General features: G+C 69.7%; 15 protein-coding genes. 11 read left to right on the top strand and 4 right to left on the bottom strand.

Features of this window, described 5'->3' with window-relative positions; genetic code table 11:
* The 11 genes from nuoE to J4573_RS30405 are packed head-to-tail and all read left to right on the top strand — an operon-like array spanning position 1 to position 13,676.
* A complete protein-coding gene (gene nuoE / locus J4573_RS30455; RefSeq protein WP_208259344.1) occupies positions 1-783 on the top strand; it encodes an NADH-quinone oxidoreductase subunit NuoE in 783 nt (260 codons plus the stop codon).
* Entirely contained in the window at positions 780-2,081 is a 1,302-nt protein-coding gene (gene nuoF, locus J4573_RS30450; protein ID WP_208259343.1) for an NADH-quinone oxidoreductase subunit NuoF, read from the top strand. Before nuoE ends, nuoF begins: the two co-directional genes overlap by 4 nt.
* Positions 2,078-4,534 (top strand): NADH-quinone oxidoreductase subunit G, encoded by a 2,457-nt coding sequence (locus J4573_RS30445; RefSeq protein WP_208259342.1) that lies wholly within the window; start codon positions 2,078-2,080, stop codon positions 4,532-4,534. The genes nuoF and J4573_RS30445 overlap by 4 nt, the downstream gene beginning before the upstream one ends.
* On the top strand, positions 4,534-5,871 hold the full coding sequence (gene nuoH / locus J4573_RS30440) for an NADH-quinone oxidoreductase subunit NuoH (RefSeq protein ID WP_208259555.1): 1,338 nt from the start codon (positions 4,534-4,536) through the stop codon (positions 5,869-5,871). Before J4573_RS30445 ends, nuoH begins: the two co-directional genes overlap by 1 nt.
* A complete protein-coding gene (nuoI, locus tag J4573_RS30435) occupies positions 5,858-6,388 on the top strand; it encodes an NADH-quinone oxidoreductase subunit NuoI (RefSeq protein ID WP_208259341.1) in 531 nt (176 codons plus the stop codon). Before nuoH ends, nuoI begins: the two co-directional genes overlap by 14 nt.
* Positions 6,385-7,293 carry an NADH-quinone oxidoreductase subunit J gene (locus tag J4573_RS30430; protein WP_372442914.1) on the top strand — a complete coding sequence of 303 codons (909 nt, stop codon included), beginning with the start codon at positions 6,385-6,387 and terminating at the stop codon, positions 7,291-7,293. The genes nuoI and J4573_RS30430 overlap by 4 nt, the downstream gene beginning before the upstream one ends.
* A complete protein-coding gene (nuoK, locus tag J4573_RS30425) occupies positions 7,290-7,589 on the top strand; it encodes an NADH-quinone oxidoreductase subunit NuoK (protein WP_208259340.1) in 300 nt (99 codons plus the stop codon). The genes J4573_RS30430 and nuoK overlap by 4 nt, the downstream gene beginning before the upstream one ends.
* 9 nt (positions 7,590-7,598) lie before the next feature.
* Positions 7,599-9,506, top strand: a complete 1,908-nt coding sequence (gene nuoL / locus J4573_RS30420; protein ID WP_208259339.1) for an NADH-quinone oxidoreductase subunit L — start codon at positions 7,599-7,601, stop codon at positions 9,504-9,506.
* A complete protein-coding gene (locus J4573_RS30415; protein WP_208259338.1) occupies positions 9,506-11,086 on the top strand; it encodes an NADH-quinone oxidoreductase subunit M in 1,581 nt (526 codons plus the stop codon). The genes nuoL and J4573_RS30415 overlap by 1 nt, the downstream gene beginning before the upstream one ends.
* Complete coding sequence (gene nuoN, locus J4573_RS30410) at positions 11,083-12,651, top strand: NADH-quinone oxidoreductase subunit NuoN (protein ID WP_208259337.1); 1,569 nt, start codon at positions 11,083-11,085, stop codon at positions 12,649-12,651. Before J4573_RS30415 ends, nuoN begins: the two co-directional genes overlap by 4 nt.
* Positions 12,652-12,698: 47 nt before the next feature.
* Positions 12,699-13,676 carry a polyprenyl synthetase family protein gene (locus tag J4573_RS30405; RefSeq protein ID WP_208259553.1) on the top strand — a complete coding sequence of 326 codons (978 nt, stop codon included), beginning with the start codon at positions 12,699-12,701 and terminating at the stop codon, positions 13,674-13,676.
* A gap of 106 nt (positions 13,677-13,782) precedes the next feature.
* Here the strand turns inward: J4573_RS30405 and J4573_RS30400 are convergent, their stop codons facing one another.
* The 4 genes from J4573_RS30400 to J4573_RS30385 are packed head-to-tail and all read right to left on the bottom strand — an operon-like array spanning position 13,783 to position 17,627.
* Positions 13,783-14,394: a GTP-binding protein gene (locus J4573_RS30400; protein WP_208259336.1), complete on the bottom strand. Its 612-nt coding sequence runs from the start codon at positions 14,392-14,394 to the stop codon at positions 13,783-13,785.
* Entirely contained in the window at positions 14,375-14,761 is a 387-nt protein-coding gene (locus J4573_RS30395; protein ID WP_208259335.1) for a DUF742 domain-containing protein, read from the bottom strand. The genes J4573_RS30400 and J4573_RS30395 overlap by 20 nt, the downstream gene beginning before the upstream one ends.
* Positions 14,758-15,165 carry a roadblock/LC7 domain-containing protein gene (locus tag J4573_RS30390; protein ID WP_208259334.1) on the bottom strand — a complete coding sequence of 136 codons (408 nt, stop codon included), beginning with the start codon at positions 15,163-15,165 and terminating at the stop codon, positions 14,758-14,760. Before J4573_RS30390 ends, J4573_RS30395 begins: the two co-directional genes overlap by 4 nt.
* The gene (locus tag J4573_RS30385) at positions 15,162-17,627 is read right to left on the bottom strand and encodes a sensor histidine kinase (protein WP_208259333.1); all 2,466 of its coding nucleotides are present in this window, start codon (positions 17,625-17,627) and stop codon (positions 15,162-15,164) included. Before J4573_RS30385 ends, J4573_RS30390 begins: the two co-directional genes overlap by 4 nt.
* Positions 17,628-17,643: the final 16 nt, after the last annotated feature.

Genomic DNA, 17,643 nt, shown 5'->3' with positions numbered 1-17,643 from the left:
ATGGCATACGAACCCGAAACGCGTGCGCAGCTGGAGCGGGACGCGAAGGAGATCATCGCGCGCTACCCGAAGACCCGCTCCGCGCTGCTGCCCCTGCTCCACCTGGTGCAGTCGGTGGACGGGCACATCACGCAGGACGGCATCGAGTTCTGCGCCGAGCAGCTCGACATCACTCCTGCCCAGGTGACGGGCGTCAGCACGTTCTACACGCAGTACAAGCGGAACCCGGTCGGCGACTACCACGTGGGCGTCTGCATCAACACGCTGTGCGCGGTGATGGGCGGCGACCAGATCTGGTCAGAGGTCAGCGATCATCTGGGAGTCGGCCACGACGAGGCCACCCCGGACGGCAGGGTGTCGATCGAACGGATCGAGTGCAACGCCGCCTGCGACTTCGCGCCGGTGATGACGGTCAACTGGGAGTTCTTCGACAACATGACTCCCGAGAAGGCCAAGGACCTGGTCGACGACCTGCGCACGGGTAAGGAAGTGCTTCCTTCTCGCGGGCCGAAGAGCCTGTGCACCTGGAAGGAGGCCTCCCGCGTGCTGGCCGGATTCCCCGACGGCAAGGCGGGCGAGGGCCTGCAGGCCGGCGCCGAGTCGCTGGTCGGCCTGGCGCTGGCCAAGGAGCGCGGCTGGACCGCGCCGCGCACCGACGTGGACCGTCCCCAGCCGGACGAGCCGGTGAAGCCGAGCGAGATCTCCGATCCGCCGCCGAACGAGCCGGGCAAGCCCATCGGCGGAACGGTGAAGCCAGGCAGCCAGGAGGGTGAGAACAAGTGACAACGCTGACTCCCGTTCTCACCAAGAACTGGGACCAGGCCGACTCGTTCACCCTTGAGGGGTACGAGCGCGAAGGCGGGTACAAGGCACTGCGCACCGCGTTCGGCATGGAGCCGGACGCGATCGTGCAGGCCGTCAAGGACTCGGGTCTGCGCGGCCGCGGCGGCGCGGGCTTCCCCACCGGCATGAAGTGGGGCTTCCTGCCGCCGACCAGCCCCAACCCGCGTTACCTGGTCGTCAACGCGGACGAGTCCGAGCCGGGCACGTGCAAGGACATCCCGCTGATGATGGCCAACCCGCACGTCCTCGTGGAGGGCGTGATCATCAGCTCCTACGCGATCCGCTCCAGCCAGGCGTTCATCTACGTGCGCGGTGAAGTGCTCCACGTCATCCGCCGCCTGCAGGCCGCGGTCGCGGAGGCGTACGAGAAGGGCTACATCGGCAAGGACATCCTCGGCTCCGGCTACGACCTGGACGTGGTGGTGCACACCGGCGCCGGGGCGTACATCTGCGGCGAGGAGACGGCCCTGCTCGACTCCCTGGAGGGATTCCGCGGTCAGCCCAGGCTGAAGCCCCCCTTCCCGGCGGTCGCGGGACTCTACGGCGGCCCCACTGTCATCAACAACGTCGAGTCCATCGCGTCCGTTCCCTCGATCGTGGAGAACGGCGCGGACTGGTTCGCCTCGATGGGGACCGAGAAGTCGCAGGGCTTCGGGATCTTCTCGCTGTCGGGCCACGTGACCCGGCCGGGGCAGTACGAGGCGCCGCTCGGCATCACGCTGCGCGAGCTCCTCGACATGGCCGGCGGGGTCCGTGAGGGTCATCAGCTGAAGTTCTGGACGCCCGGCGGGTCCTCGACCCCGATCTTCACCGATCAGCACCTGGACGTTCCGTTGGACTTCGAGTCCGTGGGGGCGGCCGGGTCCATGCTCGGCACCAGGGCGCTGCAGATCTTCGACGAGACGACCTGCGTCGTGCGGGCCGTGCTGCGCTGGTCGGAGTTCTACGCGCACGAGTCCTGCGGCAAGTGCACCCCCTGCCGCGAAGGCACCTACTGGTACAAGCAGATGCTGAAGCGCCTCGAGGCCGGCGATGGCAAGGAAGAGGACCTGGAGACGCTCCTGGACCTCTCCGACAACATCCTCGGCCGCTCGTTCTGCGCGCTCGGCGACGGCGCGACGAGCCCGGTGGTCTCCTCCATCAAGCTCTTCCGCGACGAGTACCTGAAGCACTTCGAGCAGGGCGGCTGCCCGTTCGACCCGGCCAAGTCCACCCTCTGGGGAGGTGTGAGCAAGTGACCGTGACCAAGGGCGACGCCGCGGTCCAGAAGGCCGAGGAGATGGTGGCCGTCACCATCGACGGCTTCGAGATCGAGGTGCCCAAGGGCACCCTGATCATCCGGGCCGCCGAACTGCTCGGCATCCAGATCCCGCGCTTCTGCGACCACCCGCTGCTCGACCCGGTCGGGGCCTGCCGCCAGTGCCTGGTGGAGATCCCCGACGCGGGCAACGGGCGCGGGATGCCGAAGCCGCAGGCGTCCTGCACCACCACCGTGATGCCGGGCATGGTCATCAAGACCCAGCTCACCTCGCCGGTGGCCGACAAGGCGCAGCACGGCGTGATGGAGATGCTGCTCATCAACCACCCGCTCGACTGCCCGATCTGCGACAAGGGCGGCGAGTGCCCCCTGCAGAACCAGGCGATGTCGAACGGGCGTGGCGAGACGCGGTTCGTCGAGGCCAAGCGGACCTTCCCGAAGCCGATCCCGCTGTCGACCGAGGTGCTGCTGGACCGGGAGCGCTGCATCCAGTGCGCCCGGTGCACGCGCTTCTCCGACCAGATCGCGGGCGACGCGTTCATCGACCTGTTCGAGCGCGGCGCCAAGGAACAGGTCGGCGCCGCCGACGGCAAGCCGTTCCAGTCCTACTTCTCCGGCAACACGGTGCAGATCTGCCCGGTCGGCGCGCTCACCGGCGCGGCCTACCGGTTCAGGTCCCGGCCGTTCGACCTGGTGTCGGCGCCGAGCACCTGCGAGCACTGCGCCTCCGGCTGCGCGATGCGCACCGACTTCCGGCGCGGCAAGGTCACCCGGCGGCTCGCCGGTGACGACCCGCAGGTGAACGAGGAGTGGAACTGCGACAAGGGCCGGTGGGCGTTCACCTACGCCACCCAGCCCGACCGCCTCACCCACCCGCTGATCCGCAACGAGGACGGCGTGCTGGAGCCGGCGTCCTGGCCCGAGGCGCTCACCGTCGCGGCCCGCGGCCTGGCCGCCGCCCGCGGCAAGGCGGGCGTGCTGACCGGCGGGCGCGTCACGCTCGAGGACGCCTACGCCTACGCCAAGTTCGCACGGGTCGCGCTCGGCACCAACGACGTCGACTTCCGTGCCCGGCCGCACACCGCCGAGGAGGCCGACTTCCTGGCCTCCGCGGTCGCGGGCAGGCACATCGACGTCACCTACGACGAGCTGGAGAACGCCCCGGCGGTCCTGCTGGCCGGCTTCGAGCCGGAGGAGGAGTCACCGATCGTCTTCCTGCGGCTCCGCAAGGCGTTCCGCAAGAAGGGCCTCAAGGTCTTCGCGGTGGCGCCGTTCGCCACCCGCGGCCTGGCCAAGGTCGGCGGCGAGCTGATCCCGGCGCTGCCGGGCTCGGAGGCCGAGGTCCTCGGCGACCTGGCGAGCGACACCCGGCTGCCGGCCGCGTCGGTCATCCTGGTCGGCGAGCGGCTGGCGACCAGCCCCGGCGCGCTGTCCAGCGTCGTGCGGCTCGCCCAGATCACCGGCGCCCGGCTCGCCTGGGTGCCGCGCCGGGCCGGTGAACGCGGCGCGATCGAGGCCGGGGCGCTGCCCGGGCTGCTGCCGATCGGCCGCCCGGTGACCGACCCCGAGGCGCGCGCCGAGGTGGCCCGCACCTGGTCGGTGGCCGAGCTGCCCTCGACGCCGGGCCGCGACACCGACGGGATCCTGGCCGCGGCCGCGGCGGGCGAACGGGACGCGCTGCTGATCGGCGGCTTCGACCCCTACGACCTGCCCGACCCGCAGGCCGCGCTGAAGGCCATCGAGTCGACCCGGTTCGTGGTCAGCCTGGAGCAGCGGGTCAGCGCGGTCACCGATCGCGCCGACGTGGTGCTGCCGGTCGCCGCGGTCGCCGAGAAGGCCGGCACGTTCGTCGACTGGGAGGGCCGCGGCCGTCCCTTCGAAGTGGTGCTGAAGAGCTCGGGCCGTATGTCGGACCTGCGGGTGCTGGACATGCTCGCCGGTGAGATGGACGTCCACCTCGGACTGCCGGGGCCGGAGGCGGCCCGCCGCGAGCTGACCGAGCTCGGCGGCCACCGGGGCGAGCGGCCCGACGCGCCGAACGTCTCGCAGGGCGTGCGGCCCGAGCCGGGGCACGGCGAGGCGCTGCTGGCGACCTGGCGGATGCTGCTGGACCGGGGCCGCATGCAGGACGGCGAGCCCTACCTCGCCGGAACGGCCAAGCCCGCGGTGGCGCGGCTGTCCCCGGCGACCGCCACCGAGATCGGCGCGGACGGCGTGGTCACGGTGACCGCGGGACGCGGCGAGGTGACGCTGCCGCTCGAGATCACCCCGGACCTGCCGGACCGGGTCGTGTGGCTGCCGACCAACTCGGCCGGCTGCGCGCTCTACCGTGACCTCGGCGTCGGGGCCGGCGGCGTCGTCAAGATCTCCACCGGGGTCGGCACCGTGGCCCGCGGCGGAACCGGAGCCGGAGCCACTGGAGGTTCCCGATGATGCTGCAGAGCGTCCCCGCCGGGGCGGTCCTCGCCGACGCGGCGACGAGCGACCCCACGATGAAGGGCTTCGGCGACGACCCGTGGTGGCTGATCGGCGGCAAGGTGCTGGCGATCTTCGTCTTCCTCGTCGTGACCGTGCTGATGTCCATGTGGTTCGAGCGCCGGATCATCGGGCGGATGCAGCTGCGCGTCGGCCCTAACCGCTGCGGCCCGTTCGGGCTGCTGCAGGGCCTGGCGGACGGCGTCAAGCTGGCGCTGAAGGAGGACATCGTCCCCCGCCAGGTCGACAAGTTCGTCTTCATCCTGGCGCCGGTGCTGTCGGCGGTGCCGGCGTTCATCTCGTTCATCATCATCCCGTTCGGCCCGACGGTCTCGATCTTCGGCCACCAGACGGCGCTGCAGGGCACCGACCTCCCGGTCGCGGTCCTGCTGGTGCTGGCGATGTCCTCGATGGGCGTCTACGGGATCGTGCTGGCGGGCTGGTCGTCGATGTCGCCCTACTCGCTGCTCGGCGGGCTGCGCTCCTCGGCGCAGGTCATCTCGTACGAGATCGCGATGGGCCTGTCGTTCGTGGCGGTCTTCCTGTTCTCCGGCTCGATGTCGACCAGCCGGATCGTGGAGCAGCAGAGCCACATCTGGTACGTGGTGCTGCTCTTCCCGTCGTTCGTGGTCTACGTGATCACGATGATGGGCGAGTCCAACCGCATCCCGTTCGACCTCCCCGAGGGCGAGGGCGAGCTGGTCGGCGGCTTCCACACCGAGTACTCCTCGCTGAAGTTCGCGATGTTCTTCCTCGCCGAGTACATCAACCTGGCGACGCTGTCGGCGCTGTGCACCACGCTCTTCCTGGGCGGCTGGCGCGCACCGGCACCGATCTCCACGGTGTGGGCGGGCGCGAACGAGGGCTGGTGGCCGATCCTCTGGTTCGTCATCAAGCTCGTGCTGTTCATCTTCTTCTTCATCTGGCTGCGCGGCACGCTGCCGCGGGTCCGCTACGACCAGCTCATGAAGCTCGGCTGGAAGGTGCTCATGCCCTTCTCGCTCGGCTGGATCATCCTGGTCGCCGCGATCCGCGCCATGCGGAACGAGGGCTACGACACCACGCAGCTGACCGTCTACTCCATCATCGTGATCGCCGTGCTGTTCGCGATCACGCTGGTCTGGGAGCTGATGCGCGGCGGCGACAAGGAGAAGCAGATCGTTCCGGACCTGGGTGCGGGCGAGGCCGCGCCGGACGCCGCGGCGGGCGGGTTCCCGGTGCCGCCGATGGACGCGCCCCACTACCACGGTCGGCAGACGACCACCCGAAAGGAGGTCGGCAGTGGGATTCAGTGACTGGCTCAACCCGGTCAAGGGGTTCGGGGTCTCGTTCCATCAGATGGTCATGAAGAGCGAGACCGTCCAGTACCCCGAGGTGAAGAAGCCGACCGCGCCACGCTTCCACGGCCGGCACCAGCTCAACCGGTGGCCGGACGGGCTGGAGAAGTGCGTCGGCTGCGAGCTGTGCGCCTGGGCCTGTCCCGCCGACGCCATCTTCGTCGAGGGCGCCGACAACCACGAGGACGAGCGGTACTCCCCGGGCGAGCGCTACGGCCGGACGTACCAGATCAACTACCTGCGCTGCATCCTCTGCGGGCTCTGCATCGAGGCGTGCCCCACCCGGGCGCTCACGATGACCAACGAGTACGAGCTCGCCGACGACAGCCGGGAAAGCCTGATCTACACCAAGGAGATGCTGCTCGCCCCGCTCCGCGAGGGCATGGAGCAGCCACCGCACGCGATGCGGCTCGGCGAGACCGAGGAGGACTACTACCGCCTCGGTCTGCAGCCCGAAGAGGGTGAGAAGAAGTGACCGCCGCACATATGGCCGCCGGCCTGACCGCCGACCACGCGCACGTGCTCGCGCAGGTCGCCGACAAGCAGTCGGGGGAGCCGTTCTTCTTCTGGCTGCTGGCGATCGTGTCGACGTTCGCCGGGCTCGGCATGATCTTCATGCGCAAGGCGGTGCACTCGGCGCTGCTGCTGGCGGTCGTGATGCTCTGCCTCGCCGCGCTGTACGCGATCGAGGGCGCGCCGTTCCTGGCGTTCGTCCAGGTGATCGTCTACACCGGCGCGGTGCTGATGCTCTTCCTGTTCGTGCTGATGCTCGTCGGCGTGAGCTCGACCGACTCCCTGGTGGAGACGATCCGCGGGCAGCGGTTCTGGGCCGCGATCGCCGGCATCGGCTTCCTGGTGCTCCTGGCCGTCGGGCTCGGCAACGCCACGATCGGCAACTCGGCGGGCCTGAAGCAGGCCAACTCCGAGGGCAACGTCATGGGCCTCGCCCGGCTGCTGTTCAGCAAGTACGTGTTCGCGTTCGAGGCGACCAGCGCGCTGCTGATCACCGCGGCGCTGGGCGCGATGGTGCTGGCGCATCGCGAGCGCACCACCCCGAAGCCGACCCAGAAGGACCTGTCCACACGGCGGTTCCTCGCGGGCGCCGCGGGCGTGCACCCCGGCCCGCTCCCCGGTCCCGGCACCTATGCCCGGCACAACGCGGTCGACATGCCCGCGCTGCTGCCGGACGGCACCCCCTCCGAGCTGTCGGTCAACCCGGTCATCGCGGCCCGTACCGACACCGCCTCCCGGCACGCCGACCTGTACGGCGGCACCGAGACCGAGGCGCTCGAAGCGGATGTCGAGGCCGTGAAGGCCGTGGCAGAAGAGGCCAAGGACGCGAGCGCCGGGCGGCGTGAGGTCAAGGAGGCAGGCAAATGAGTCCAGGGCACTACCTGGCGCTCTCGGCGATCCTGTTCACCATCGGCGCCGTCGGCGTGCTCGTGCGCCGCAACGCGATCGTGGTGTTCATGTGCGTCGAGCTCATGCTGAACGCGACCAACCTGGCGTTCGTCTCGTTCTCCCGCATGCACGGCAACCTCGACGGCCAGATCATCGCGTTCTTCGTGATGGTGGTCGCCGCCGCGGAGGTCGTCGTGGGCCTCGCGATCATCATGACGATCTTCCGAACCCGCAGGTCGTCGTCCGTGGACGACGCGAACCTGCTGAAGTACTGAGGTGCGCTGGTGAAGGCTGAAGGCATCCAGGCGGTCGCCTGGCTACTCATCGCCCTGCCACTGGCGGGTGCGGCGATCCTGCTGCTCGGCGGGAAGCGCACCGACAAGTTCGGTCATCTGCTCGGCGTGACCATGTCGCTCGGCGCGTTCGTCGTCGGCGCGGCCATGTTCATCCAGATGCTCGGGTACGACGCCGAGGAGCGGCGCCGGACCCTGCACCTGTGGGACTTCATCAGCGTCGGCTCGTTCAAGGTCGACATGGGGCTGCTGGTGGACCCGCTGTCCATCAGCTTCGTGCTCCTGATCACCGGCGTGGGCTCGCTGATCCACATCTACTCCATCGGCTACATGGCCGAGGACCCCGAGCGGCGCCGGTTCTTCGCCTACCTGAACCTGTTCGTCGCGGCGATGCTCCTGCTGGTCCTCGGCGACAACTACGTGACGATGTTCCTCGGCTGGGAGGGCGTCGGTCTCGCCTCGTACCTGCTGATCGGCTTCTGGCAGTACAAGCCGACCGCGGCGACGGCAGCCAAGAAGGCGTTCGTGGTGAACCGGGTCGGTGACTTCGGGCTCCTCGCCGCGATCTTCCTGATGTTCGGCACGTTCGGCAGCGTCGGCTTCACCCAGATCCTGGGCACCGGCGCCGAGCACGTGGGCCTGGCCTCCAAGCTCGGCACGGGCACCGCGACCGCGATCGGCCTGCTGCTCCTGCTCGGCGCCTGCGGAAAGTCGGCACAGCTCCCGCTGCAGTCCTGGCTCCTGGACGCGATGGAGGGCCCGACCCCGGTCTCGGCCCTGATCCACGCGGCGACGATGGTGACCGCGGGCGTCTACCTGATCGTGCGCTCCGCGCCGATCTTCGAGATGTCCGACACCGCGCAGCTGGTCGTCACGATCGTCGGCGCGGCCACGCTGCTCGCCGGTGCGATCATCGGTTGCGGCAAGGACGACATCAAGAAGGCGCTGGCCGGCTCGACCATGTCGCAGATCGGCTACATGCACCTGGCCGCCGGTCTCGGCAAGCCGGGCTACGTGTTCGCCATCGCGCACCTCATCGCGCACGGCTTCTTCAAGGCGGGCCTCTTCCTCGGCGCCGGTTCGGTCATGCACGGCATGAAGGACAACGTCAACATGCGCTTCTACGGGGCGCTGCGGGCGGTCATGGTCTTCACGTTCGTCACGTTCGGGCTCGGCTACCTGGCGATCATCGGATTCCCGTTCCTGTCCGGGTGGTTCACCAAGGACGCCATCATCGAGGCGGCGTTCGACAAGGGCGGCACCTCCGGCGCGATCCTCGGCACGTGTGCCCTGGTCGGCGCGGGCATCACGGCGTACTACATGTCGCGCGTGATGTTCATGACGTTCTTCGGCGAGAAGCGCTGGGACGAGGACGTCCACCCGCACGAGTCGCCCATGGTCATGGTCGTTCCGCTGATGCTGCTGGCGGTCGGATCCGTCTTCGCCGGAGGCTTCCTGATCCTCGGCGGATTCTCCGACTTCCTCGACCCCGTCGTGGGAGGGGAGAAGCACCACTTCAAGTGGATCACCACTCCGGGTCTCGCCACCCTCGCCCTGATGGTCGTCGGTGTCGCGATCGCGTGGCGGCAGTACGCGGCGCGGCAGGTGCCGCGTGAGGCTCCCAAGGGTTCGTTCGTCACCGTCGCGGCCCGCAAGGACCTCTACGGCGACGCGCTGAACGAGTCGCTGCTCATGCGGCCCGGCCAGTGGCTGACCCGGCTCGCGGTCTGGTTCGACAACCGCGGCGTCGACGGCGCGGTGAACGGCCTGGCGGCCGGCGTCGGCGGTACGTCCGGCCGGCTGCGCCGGATCCAGACCGGCTTCGTCCGTTCTTATGCCCTATCAATGTTCTTTGGCGCGGCACTCGTTGTGGCGGCGCTGCTGGTGGTGAACGTCTGATGGAAGACTTTCCCTGGCTGAGCGTCCTCATCGCGCTGCCCCTCGTGGGCGCGCTGGTGGTGGGCCTGCTGCCGCGCGGACGCGACGCGCTGGTCAAGCAGGTCGCGTTCGGCGTCTCGCTCGTCGTGGCCGTCGTGGCCGCGGTGATGGCGACGGGTTTCGACACCAGTGGCGACCGGTTCCAGTTCACCGAGAAGTACTGGTGGATCAAGGCGTTCGGAGTGCACTGGGCGGTCGGCGTCGACGGCGTCGCGCTGGTGCTGATCCTGCTGTCGGTCATCCTGGTCCCGCTGGTCATCCTGGCCTCCTGGGACGAGTCGGGCCGCTCTGGCGGAGTCGACACTCCGCCGAAGCGCTCTGTGAAGACCTACTTCGCGCTGATCCTGGGCCTGGAAGCGATGATGATCGGCGTCTTCGCGGCGACCGACGTCTTCCTCTTCTACGTCTTCTTCGAGGCGATGCTGATCCCGGTGTACTTCATCATCGGGTCCTACGGCGGCGCGCAGCGGTCGTACGCGGCGGTCAAGTTCCTGCTGTACTCGCTGTTCGGCGGGCTGGTCATGCTCGTCGCGGTGATCTGGCTGTACCCGCTGTCGGCCAAGTCGGTCAGTGACGGCGGCCTCGGCCACGGCACGTTCATGTTCCAAGAGCTGAACAAGATGAACGTCGACCCGACCACCGCCAAGTGGCTGTTCGTCGGCTTCTTCATCGCGTTCGCCATCAAGGCGCCGATGGTGCCGGTGCACACCTGGCTGCCGGACGCGGCGGCGCAGTCACCGGCGGGCGCGCTGGTGCTGATCGTCGGCGTGCTGGACAAGGTCGGCACGTACGGGATGATGCGCTTCTGCCTGGAGCTGTTCCCCGGCGCGTCCAAGTGGGCCACGCCGGTGGTGCTCACGCTCGCCGTCATCAGCGTCATCTATGGCGCGGTGCTGGCGATCGGGCAGGTCGACCTGAAGCGCCTGGTCGCCTACACCTCGGTGTCGCACTTCGGGTTCATCGTGCTCGGCATCTTCGCGATGACCTCGCAGGGCCAGTCGGGCGCCGCGCTCTACATGGTGAACCACGGCTTCTCGACCGGCGCGCTGTTCCTGCTGGTCGGCTTCATGATCGCCCGGCGCAAGTCCGCGCGGATCGACGCGTTCGGCGGCGTCCAGAAGGTCGCGCCGATGCTGGCCGGGCTGTTCCTCATCTCCGGCCTGTCCGGGCTGTCGCTGCCGGGGATGTCCACGTTCGTGTCGGAGTTCCTGGTGCTCACCGGCACGTTCACCCGCTACAAGGTGCCCGCGCTGTTCGCGCTCACCGGCATCGTCCTCGCCGCGATCTACATCCTGTGGATGTACCAGCGGACGATGGGCGGGCAGCCCAAGGAGCAGGTCACCGGGATGAAGGACCTGTCGCTTCGAGAGAAGTGGGCGGTCGGGCCGATCATCGCGATCATCCTGGTGATGGGCTTCTTCCCCCAGCCGGTGCTCGACGTGATCAACCCGTCGGTGAAGCAGACGCTGGTCAGGGTCGACAAGCACGATCCGGCCCCGAAGATCTCCGGCAACGTCGCTGAGAACGGAGCACGTCCATGACCACGGGCGCTGTCCTGGCGCAGGGGGACATCCCCGCGCCGCACATCGAATACGGGCAGCTCGCGCCCATGCTGGTGGTGTTCGGCGCCGCCATCGTGGGCGTGCTGGTCGAGGCGTTCCTCGGACGCAAGCAGCGCTACCCGGCGCAGGTCACCGTCACGGCCGTCGGCCTGATCATCGGCCTCGTCTGGACCTGCGTCCTGGCGGCCAAGGACAAGCCGCACCACGTCGCCGCCGAAGGCGCGCTCGGCGTGGACGGACCGACGCTGTTCCTGCAGGGCACGATCCTGGTGCTGGCACTGGTGTCGCTGCTGCTGATCTCCGAGCGCGGCGGCCGCGCCCCGCAGCACTTCGCCGCGCAGGCGTCCGCGCTGCCGGGCAGCGAGGCCGAGCAGGAGACCACGGCGGCGGGCATCGCCCAGACCGAGGTCTTCCCGCTGATGCTGTTCGCGGTCGGCGGCATGCTGATGTTCCCCGCGTCGAACGACCTGCTGACGATGTTCGTGGCCCTTGAGGTCATGTCGCTGCCGCTCTACCTGCTGTGCGGGCTGGCGCGGCGCCGCCGCCTGCTCTCGCAGGAGGCCGCGGTCAAGTACTTCCTGCTGGGCGCGTTCTCCTCGGCGTTCTTCCTGTACGGGGCGGCGCTGCTGTACGGCTACTCCGGCTCGGTGCGGCTGTCGGTGATCGCCGACCAGCTCAGCCGGGACGCCGGCAACGAGACGCTGCTGCTGGTCGGCGTCGCGATGCTGTCGGTCGGCCTGCTGTTCAAGGTCGGCGCGGTGCCGTTCCAGATGTGGAAGCCGGACGTCTACCAGGGCGCCCCGACCCCGATCACCGCGCTGATGGCCTCCTGCACGCTGGTCGCCGCGTTCGGCGCGGTGCTGCGGGTCTACTACGTGGGCCTGGAGACCATGAAGTGGGACTGGCGCCCCTTCATGTGGGGTGTGGCCATTCTCACAATGGTCGTCGGCGCGATCGTGGCGATCACGCAGACCGACATCAAGCGGATGCTGGCCTACTCCTCCATCGCGCACGCGGGCTTCCTGCTGACCGGCGTCGTCGCCACCTCGCGCGACGGCCTGTCGGGCACGCTGTTCTACCTGGCGGCCTACGGCTTCACCACGATCGGCGCGTTCGCGGTGATCACGATGGTGCAGGACGGAGCGGGCGAGGCGGCGCACCTGTCGCGCTGGGCGGGCCTCGGCAAGCGTTCCCCGGTGGTCGCCGGCGTGTTCGCCTTCTTCCTCCTGGCGTTCGCCGGCATCCCGCTGACCAGCGGCTTCACCGGCAAGTTCGCGGTGTTCAAGGCCGCCATCGAGGGCGGCGCGACCCCCCTGGTGGTGGTCGGCGTGATCTCCTCGGCGATCGCCGCGTTCTTCTACGTCCGGGTCATCGTGGTGATGTTCTTCAGCGAGCCGGAGGCCGACGGCCCGACCGTGGTGGCCGCACCGGCCACCGCGGCTGCGGTGGCGCTCGGGCTGACGGCTACTGTGGTACTCGGCGTGCTCCCCCAGCCCATGCTGGATCTTGCCGGGCACGCCGCGACACAGATGTTCGTCAGGTAGTGCTCCTGTAGGGGGTTTGGGTGAGTAGCAGCGCCGTTCCATTTGGCCTGCCTGTGGACGACGGGCTCGCCGCCGACGTCCAGGAGCGGCTCGCGGCGGTCGAGTCGCTGCTGCTCGAGTCGGTGCACAGCGAGGATCCGCTGCTCGCCCAGGCCTCCAAGCACCTGGTCGAGGCCGGAGGCAAGCGCTTCCGCCCGATGCTGGTGCTCCTCGCCGCACACTTCGGCGACCCCGCCGCGGCCGGCGTTGTGCCGGCCGCGGTGGTGGTCGAGCTGACCCACCTGGCGACGCTCTACCACGACGACGTGATGGACGAGGCGACCGTTCGGCGCGGTACCCCTTCGGCGAACGCCCGCTGGACCAACACCGTCGCCATCCTCACCGGCGACTACCTGTTCGCCCGCGCCTCCGACCTCCTCGCCGACCTCGGCCCCGAGGCCGTCCGCATCCAGGCCCGCGCGTTCGCCCGCCTGGTCCGCGGCCAGATCCAGGAGACCGTCGGCGTCGCCCCCGACGCCGACCCGCTGAAGCACTACCTGCAGGTCGTGGCCGACAAGACCGGCTCGCTGATCGCCGTCTCCGGCCAGTTCGGCGCCCTGCTCTCGGGTGCCCCCTCGCACGTGGTCGACACCATCACCTCCGCCTGCGAGAAGATCGGCGTCGCGTTCCAGCTGTCCGACGACATCCTGGACATCTCCTCCGAGGCCGAGCAGTCCGGCAAGACCCCCGGCACCGACCTGCGCGAGGGCATCTTCACCCTCCCCATGCACCTGGTCATGGCGGGCGCGGGCTCCGGCCCCGACGACGCCCGCCTGCGCGAGCTCCTCAAGCAGGACCTCACCGACGACGCCCTGCACGCCGAGGCCCTCACCCTGCTCCGCGCCCACCCGGCCATGGACCGCTCCCGCGCCGACCTGCGCCGTTGGGCCGAAGACGCCCGCGCCGAGCTGGAGACCCTCCCCGACATCCCGGCCCGCGCCGCCTTCACCGGCCTCTGCGACTACGTGGTCTCCCGCACGGGCTGAGGCGTCTCTCGCACGGGCCGAGTCGTCTCCCGTACGGGCTGACCAGCCCGTACGACCGCAGGCTCCAAGCCCCGACCGGCCGTCGGGCACGTGCGTCCGATCGGCATCAGGCGTTGACGGGCTCTTCGTCGCCGACGCCGCGGACCTTCATGGCGTGCAGGACGAGGTCGATGAGGACCTTCTTGCAGGAGTCGAGCTTGCGGGCGTCGCAGAGCATGACCGGGACGTTCGGGCCCAGGTTGAGCGCCATCTGGATCTCTTCCAGGTCGTACCGGCGGGAGCCCTCGAAGCAGTTGACCGCGACCAGGAACGGCGTGCCGCGGCGCTCGAAGTAGTCCACCGACGGGAAGCAGTCCGACAGGCGCCGGGTGTCGGCCAGCACCACCGCACCGAGTGCGCCGAGCGCCACCTCGTCCCACATGAACCAGAAGCGCTCCTGGCCGGGCGTCCCGAACAGGTAGAGGACATAGTCCTCGCCCATCGTGATCCGGCCGAAGTCCATGGCGACGGTCGTGGTGGTCTTGCGCTCCACGCCCGAGACGTCGTCCACGCCGACGCCCTGGTCGGTGAGGATCTCCTCGGTCCGCAGCGGCTGGGTCTCGGAGACCGTGCCCACCATGGTGGTCTTGCCGACCCCGAAACCGCCCGCGATCACGATCTTGACCGCGGTGGGCAGCAGGCGGCCGTTCACCTCGCGTCTAGAGAGCCCGGAGACCATCGATCACCGCCTTGTAGAGCCTGATGTCGTGCATGTCCGCCTCCGGTTCGGGTTCCTGGAGGGTGATGAAGCCCTTGTCGAGCAGGTCGCCCAGCAGCACCCGCACGGTCGCGACGGGCAGGTCCAGATGCGCGGTGAGCTCGGCCACCGACAGCACCGACTGGCAGATCCGCATGATCGCCATGTGCTCGGGCCCCAGCCCGATCTCGCTCTCGGGCTCCGGCCCGATCGCGACCACCAGCGTGATGAGGTCGAACTTCCCCCGGCTGGGCTCGATCCGCCCGCTCGTCATGACGTACGGCCGGACCATCGGCCCGGCATGCTCGTCGAGCCACCGCTCGTCGGGTTCTTCCTCGGGCGGGTTCATTGGGCCGGTTGCTCCTCGGTCCGCGACGGCGAGGTGAGGTGGTCGGCCATGCTGGTCGCCAGCATCGCCATCTCGTACGCGATGAGCCCGACGTCGGCCTCCTCGTCGCTCAGCACCGCCAGGCAGGCGCCCTTGCCCGCCACGGTCACCAGCATGAACGCCGACTGCATCTCGACGATCGTCTGCCGGACGGGGCCGCCGCCGAACCGGGTGCCCGCGCCCTTGGCCAGGCTCTGGATCCCGGCCGCCACCGCCGACAGGTGTTCGCCGTCGTCCAGGCTCATGGCCTTCGAGGAGGCCATGAGCAGCCCGTCCGCCGACAGCACCACCGCATGCCTGGCATGCGGCAGGCGCCCCACCAGATCGTCCAGCAGCCAGCTCAGGTCCACCGGCTTCTGCGTCACTGCTCGTCCTCGCCTTCTGCCCGAGCCTGGGCCTCATCCCGTCCGCGCCGCGTTCCGGCCTGGTAGGAGCCCATGATCCGCTGGATCTCCTCGGGAGACCTCACGGCCTCCTCCTCGTCCGGCTCCTCCGCCACGACCGGTTCCTCGGTCCGCAACGGCGGCGCGAGGCTGGCCTGCGGCACCCGGACCGGCAGGCCCGAGGGCGTACTGCTCACTTCCGGCTCCTCCACGGTTGTGTCGGGCTGTTCGACCGGCTCGACCGGGGCCGGCTCGGCCAGGGCCGACTCGACCGGCGCCGACTCGGCCAGGGCCGACTCGACCGGCGTCGGCGTCAGCGTTGGCGTCGACTCGGCGGGCAGGACGGTGCCGGCGAGAACCTCGGGCTCCTCGTCCTCGGTCTCCGGCCGCGGCTGCGGAACGGTCTTGAGCCCGCCGCTGCCGCTGGAGTCCCGCGAGGTGCTCGGCACCGCCGCCAGGGCCCGCGCCCCGGCCGTCGCCGGCTGCCGTACGGCCAGCCCGTTCTCCGTGGTGGCCGGGAGCCCCGGCGGCCGGTCGCCCTCGTCGGTCACCAGCTCGGTCGGGATGACCACGACCGCCGTCGTCCCCCCGTACGCCGAACGCTTGAGGGACACCTGGAGCCCGTACCGTTCGGCCAGGCGGCCGACCACGAACAGGCCCAGCTGCACCGAGCTCTGCAGGTTGAACTCGGGCGGGTCGGCGATCCGCTCGTTGATCTCGTTCAGCCGCTCGTCGCTCATCCCGAGCCCGCGGTCCTCGATGTCGATCGCGAACCCGCTCGCCACCTTCTGCCCGCCGATCTGCACCACCGTGTCCGGCGGGGAGAACGACACCGCGTTCTCGATCAGCTCGGCCAGCAGGTGGGTCACGTCACCGACGGCCCGCCCGGTGAGTTCCACGGCCCCGATCGGCATGACCTGGACCCGCGTGTAGTCCTCGACCTCACCGACGGCCGCGCGTACGACGTCCACCATCGGCACCGACCGCCGCCACCCACGAGCCGGGATGGCGCCGGAGAGCACGATGAGGTTCTCCGCGTTCCGCCGCATACGAGTCGCCAGGTGGTCGATCCGGAACAGGTCCTGCAGTTCCTTCGGATCGATGTCCTGCCGCCGCTCCATCGTGTCCAGCATGCTCAGCTGCCGGTGCACGAGCGTCTGCGTGCGCCGCGCCAGGCTGAGCAGCACGTCCCGGATCCCGCGCCGCAGCTCCGCCTGCTCGACGGCGGTCCGGATCGCGGTCTCCTGAACGGCGTTGAACGCCTTACCGACCTGCCCGATCTCGTCCGCCCCGAACTCCAGCGGCGGAGCCTCGGTGGCCACGTCCACGCTCTCCCCGTGCCCCAGCCGTTCGACCACCCCGGGCAGCCGCTGCTCGGCCAGCTCCCAAGCCGCCCCCCGCAGCCGTTCCAACTGCCGCACCAACGCCCGCGCCGTGGTGATCGACACAACGATCGAGGCGATGACCGCCAGCAGCCCCAGACCACCGGCCAGCAACAACCGCACAACAACACCGATGGCGATGGGCTTGGCACGGTCGACCAGGCGGTCACCGGCGCCCTGCACCTGATCGCGTACGTCCGCCAGCGCGGGCGCCGCCGCCGAGCTCCACTGCTCGGCGGACACGACGGGACGCTGCTGCTTGGCGCTCTGCGGCGACGTCACGGCGCGCCGCGCCTGGATGATCTGGTCTTCGAAGGCGCGCACGCGGGCGAGCTTGGGGCTCGACTGCAGGTTGTCGTGGAGTGTCGGGTCGGAGTTCTCCACATCCGCCAGGGCGCGGGCGAGGGTGATCCGGCGGGCGCCGACCAGCTCGGTGAACTGCGCCTGCTCGGTGGCCGAGACGCGGCCGGTCGCGAGGGCGCCGGCGGCCAGGGCGTCCTCCTGGGACAGGAGCTCCCAGGTGCGGTTGATCGCGACCAGGGAACGCGTGTCGCGGGCGAAGTCCTTGTCGTCCAGGGTCGCCAGGGCGTCGTAGGTGCGGAACACCGCGTCGATGATGCCCGTGTAGGCATCGCTGACCTGGGCGCGGTCGGTGCCCCCGGAGTCGACGGTGTGACGGGCGGCGTTCACCGTGCGCAACCGGGAGATCATCAGGTTGATGCGGTGCTCGAGGTCGTCGCCGGCGGTGCGCTTCACCGCGCCGCTGCGCGCCTTGCTGACCAGTTCGCTCGCGGTCTGGTCGGTACGGGCCCGCTGAGCCTGGAGCGCGGAGCGCTGCTGCTGGCCCGGCGTCGCCATCTCGACCATGGAGAGCCTGCGCTCTCGCTGCAGCTCCACCAGGAGGGGGTCGGAGGGCTGGGCCACGTTGCTGTCGAGCGTCTGCACCCCGAGGAGGTTGATCCCCTCGCGCAGCGTCACCCAGGCGGCGAACCCCCAGAGTGCGATGAGGGAGAGCAGGAGAGCCGTGACCTTGGTCCGCAGACGTGAGTTGCGGAAGCGCATTAATATCGCCTCAACA

The sequence above is a fragment of the Actinomadura barringtoniae genome, assembly GCF_017573505.1.
In the GTDB taxonomy this organism is placed as follows: domain Bacteria; phylum Actinomycetota; class Actinomycetes; order Streptosporangiales; family Streptosporangiaceae; genus Spirillospora; species Spirillospora barringtoniae.
Note: the sequence above shows the minus strand (reverse complement) of the source record. Positions and strands in the feature narration are given on the sequence as shown.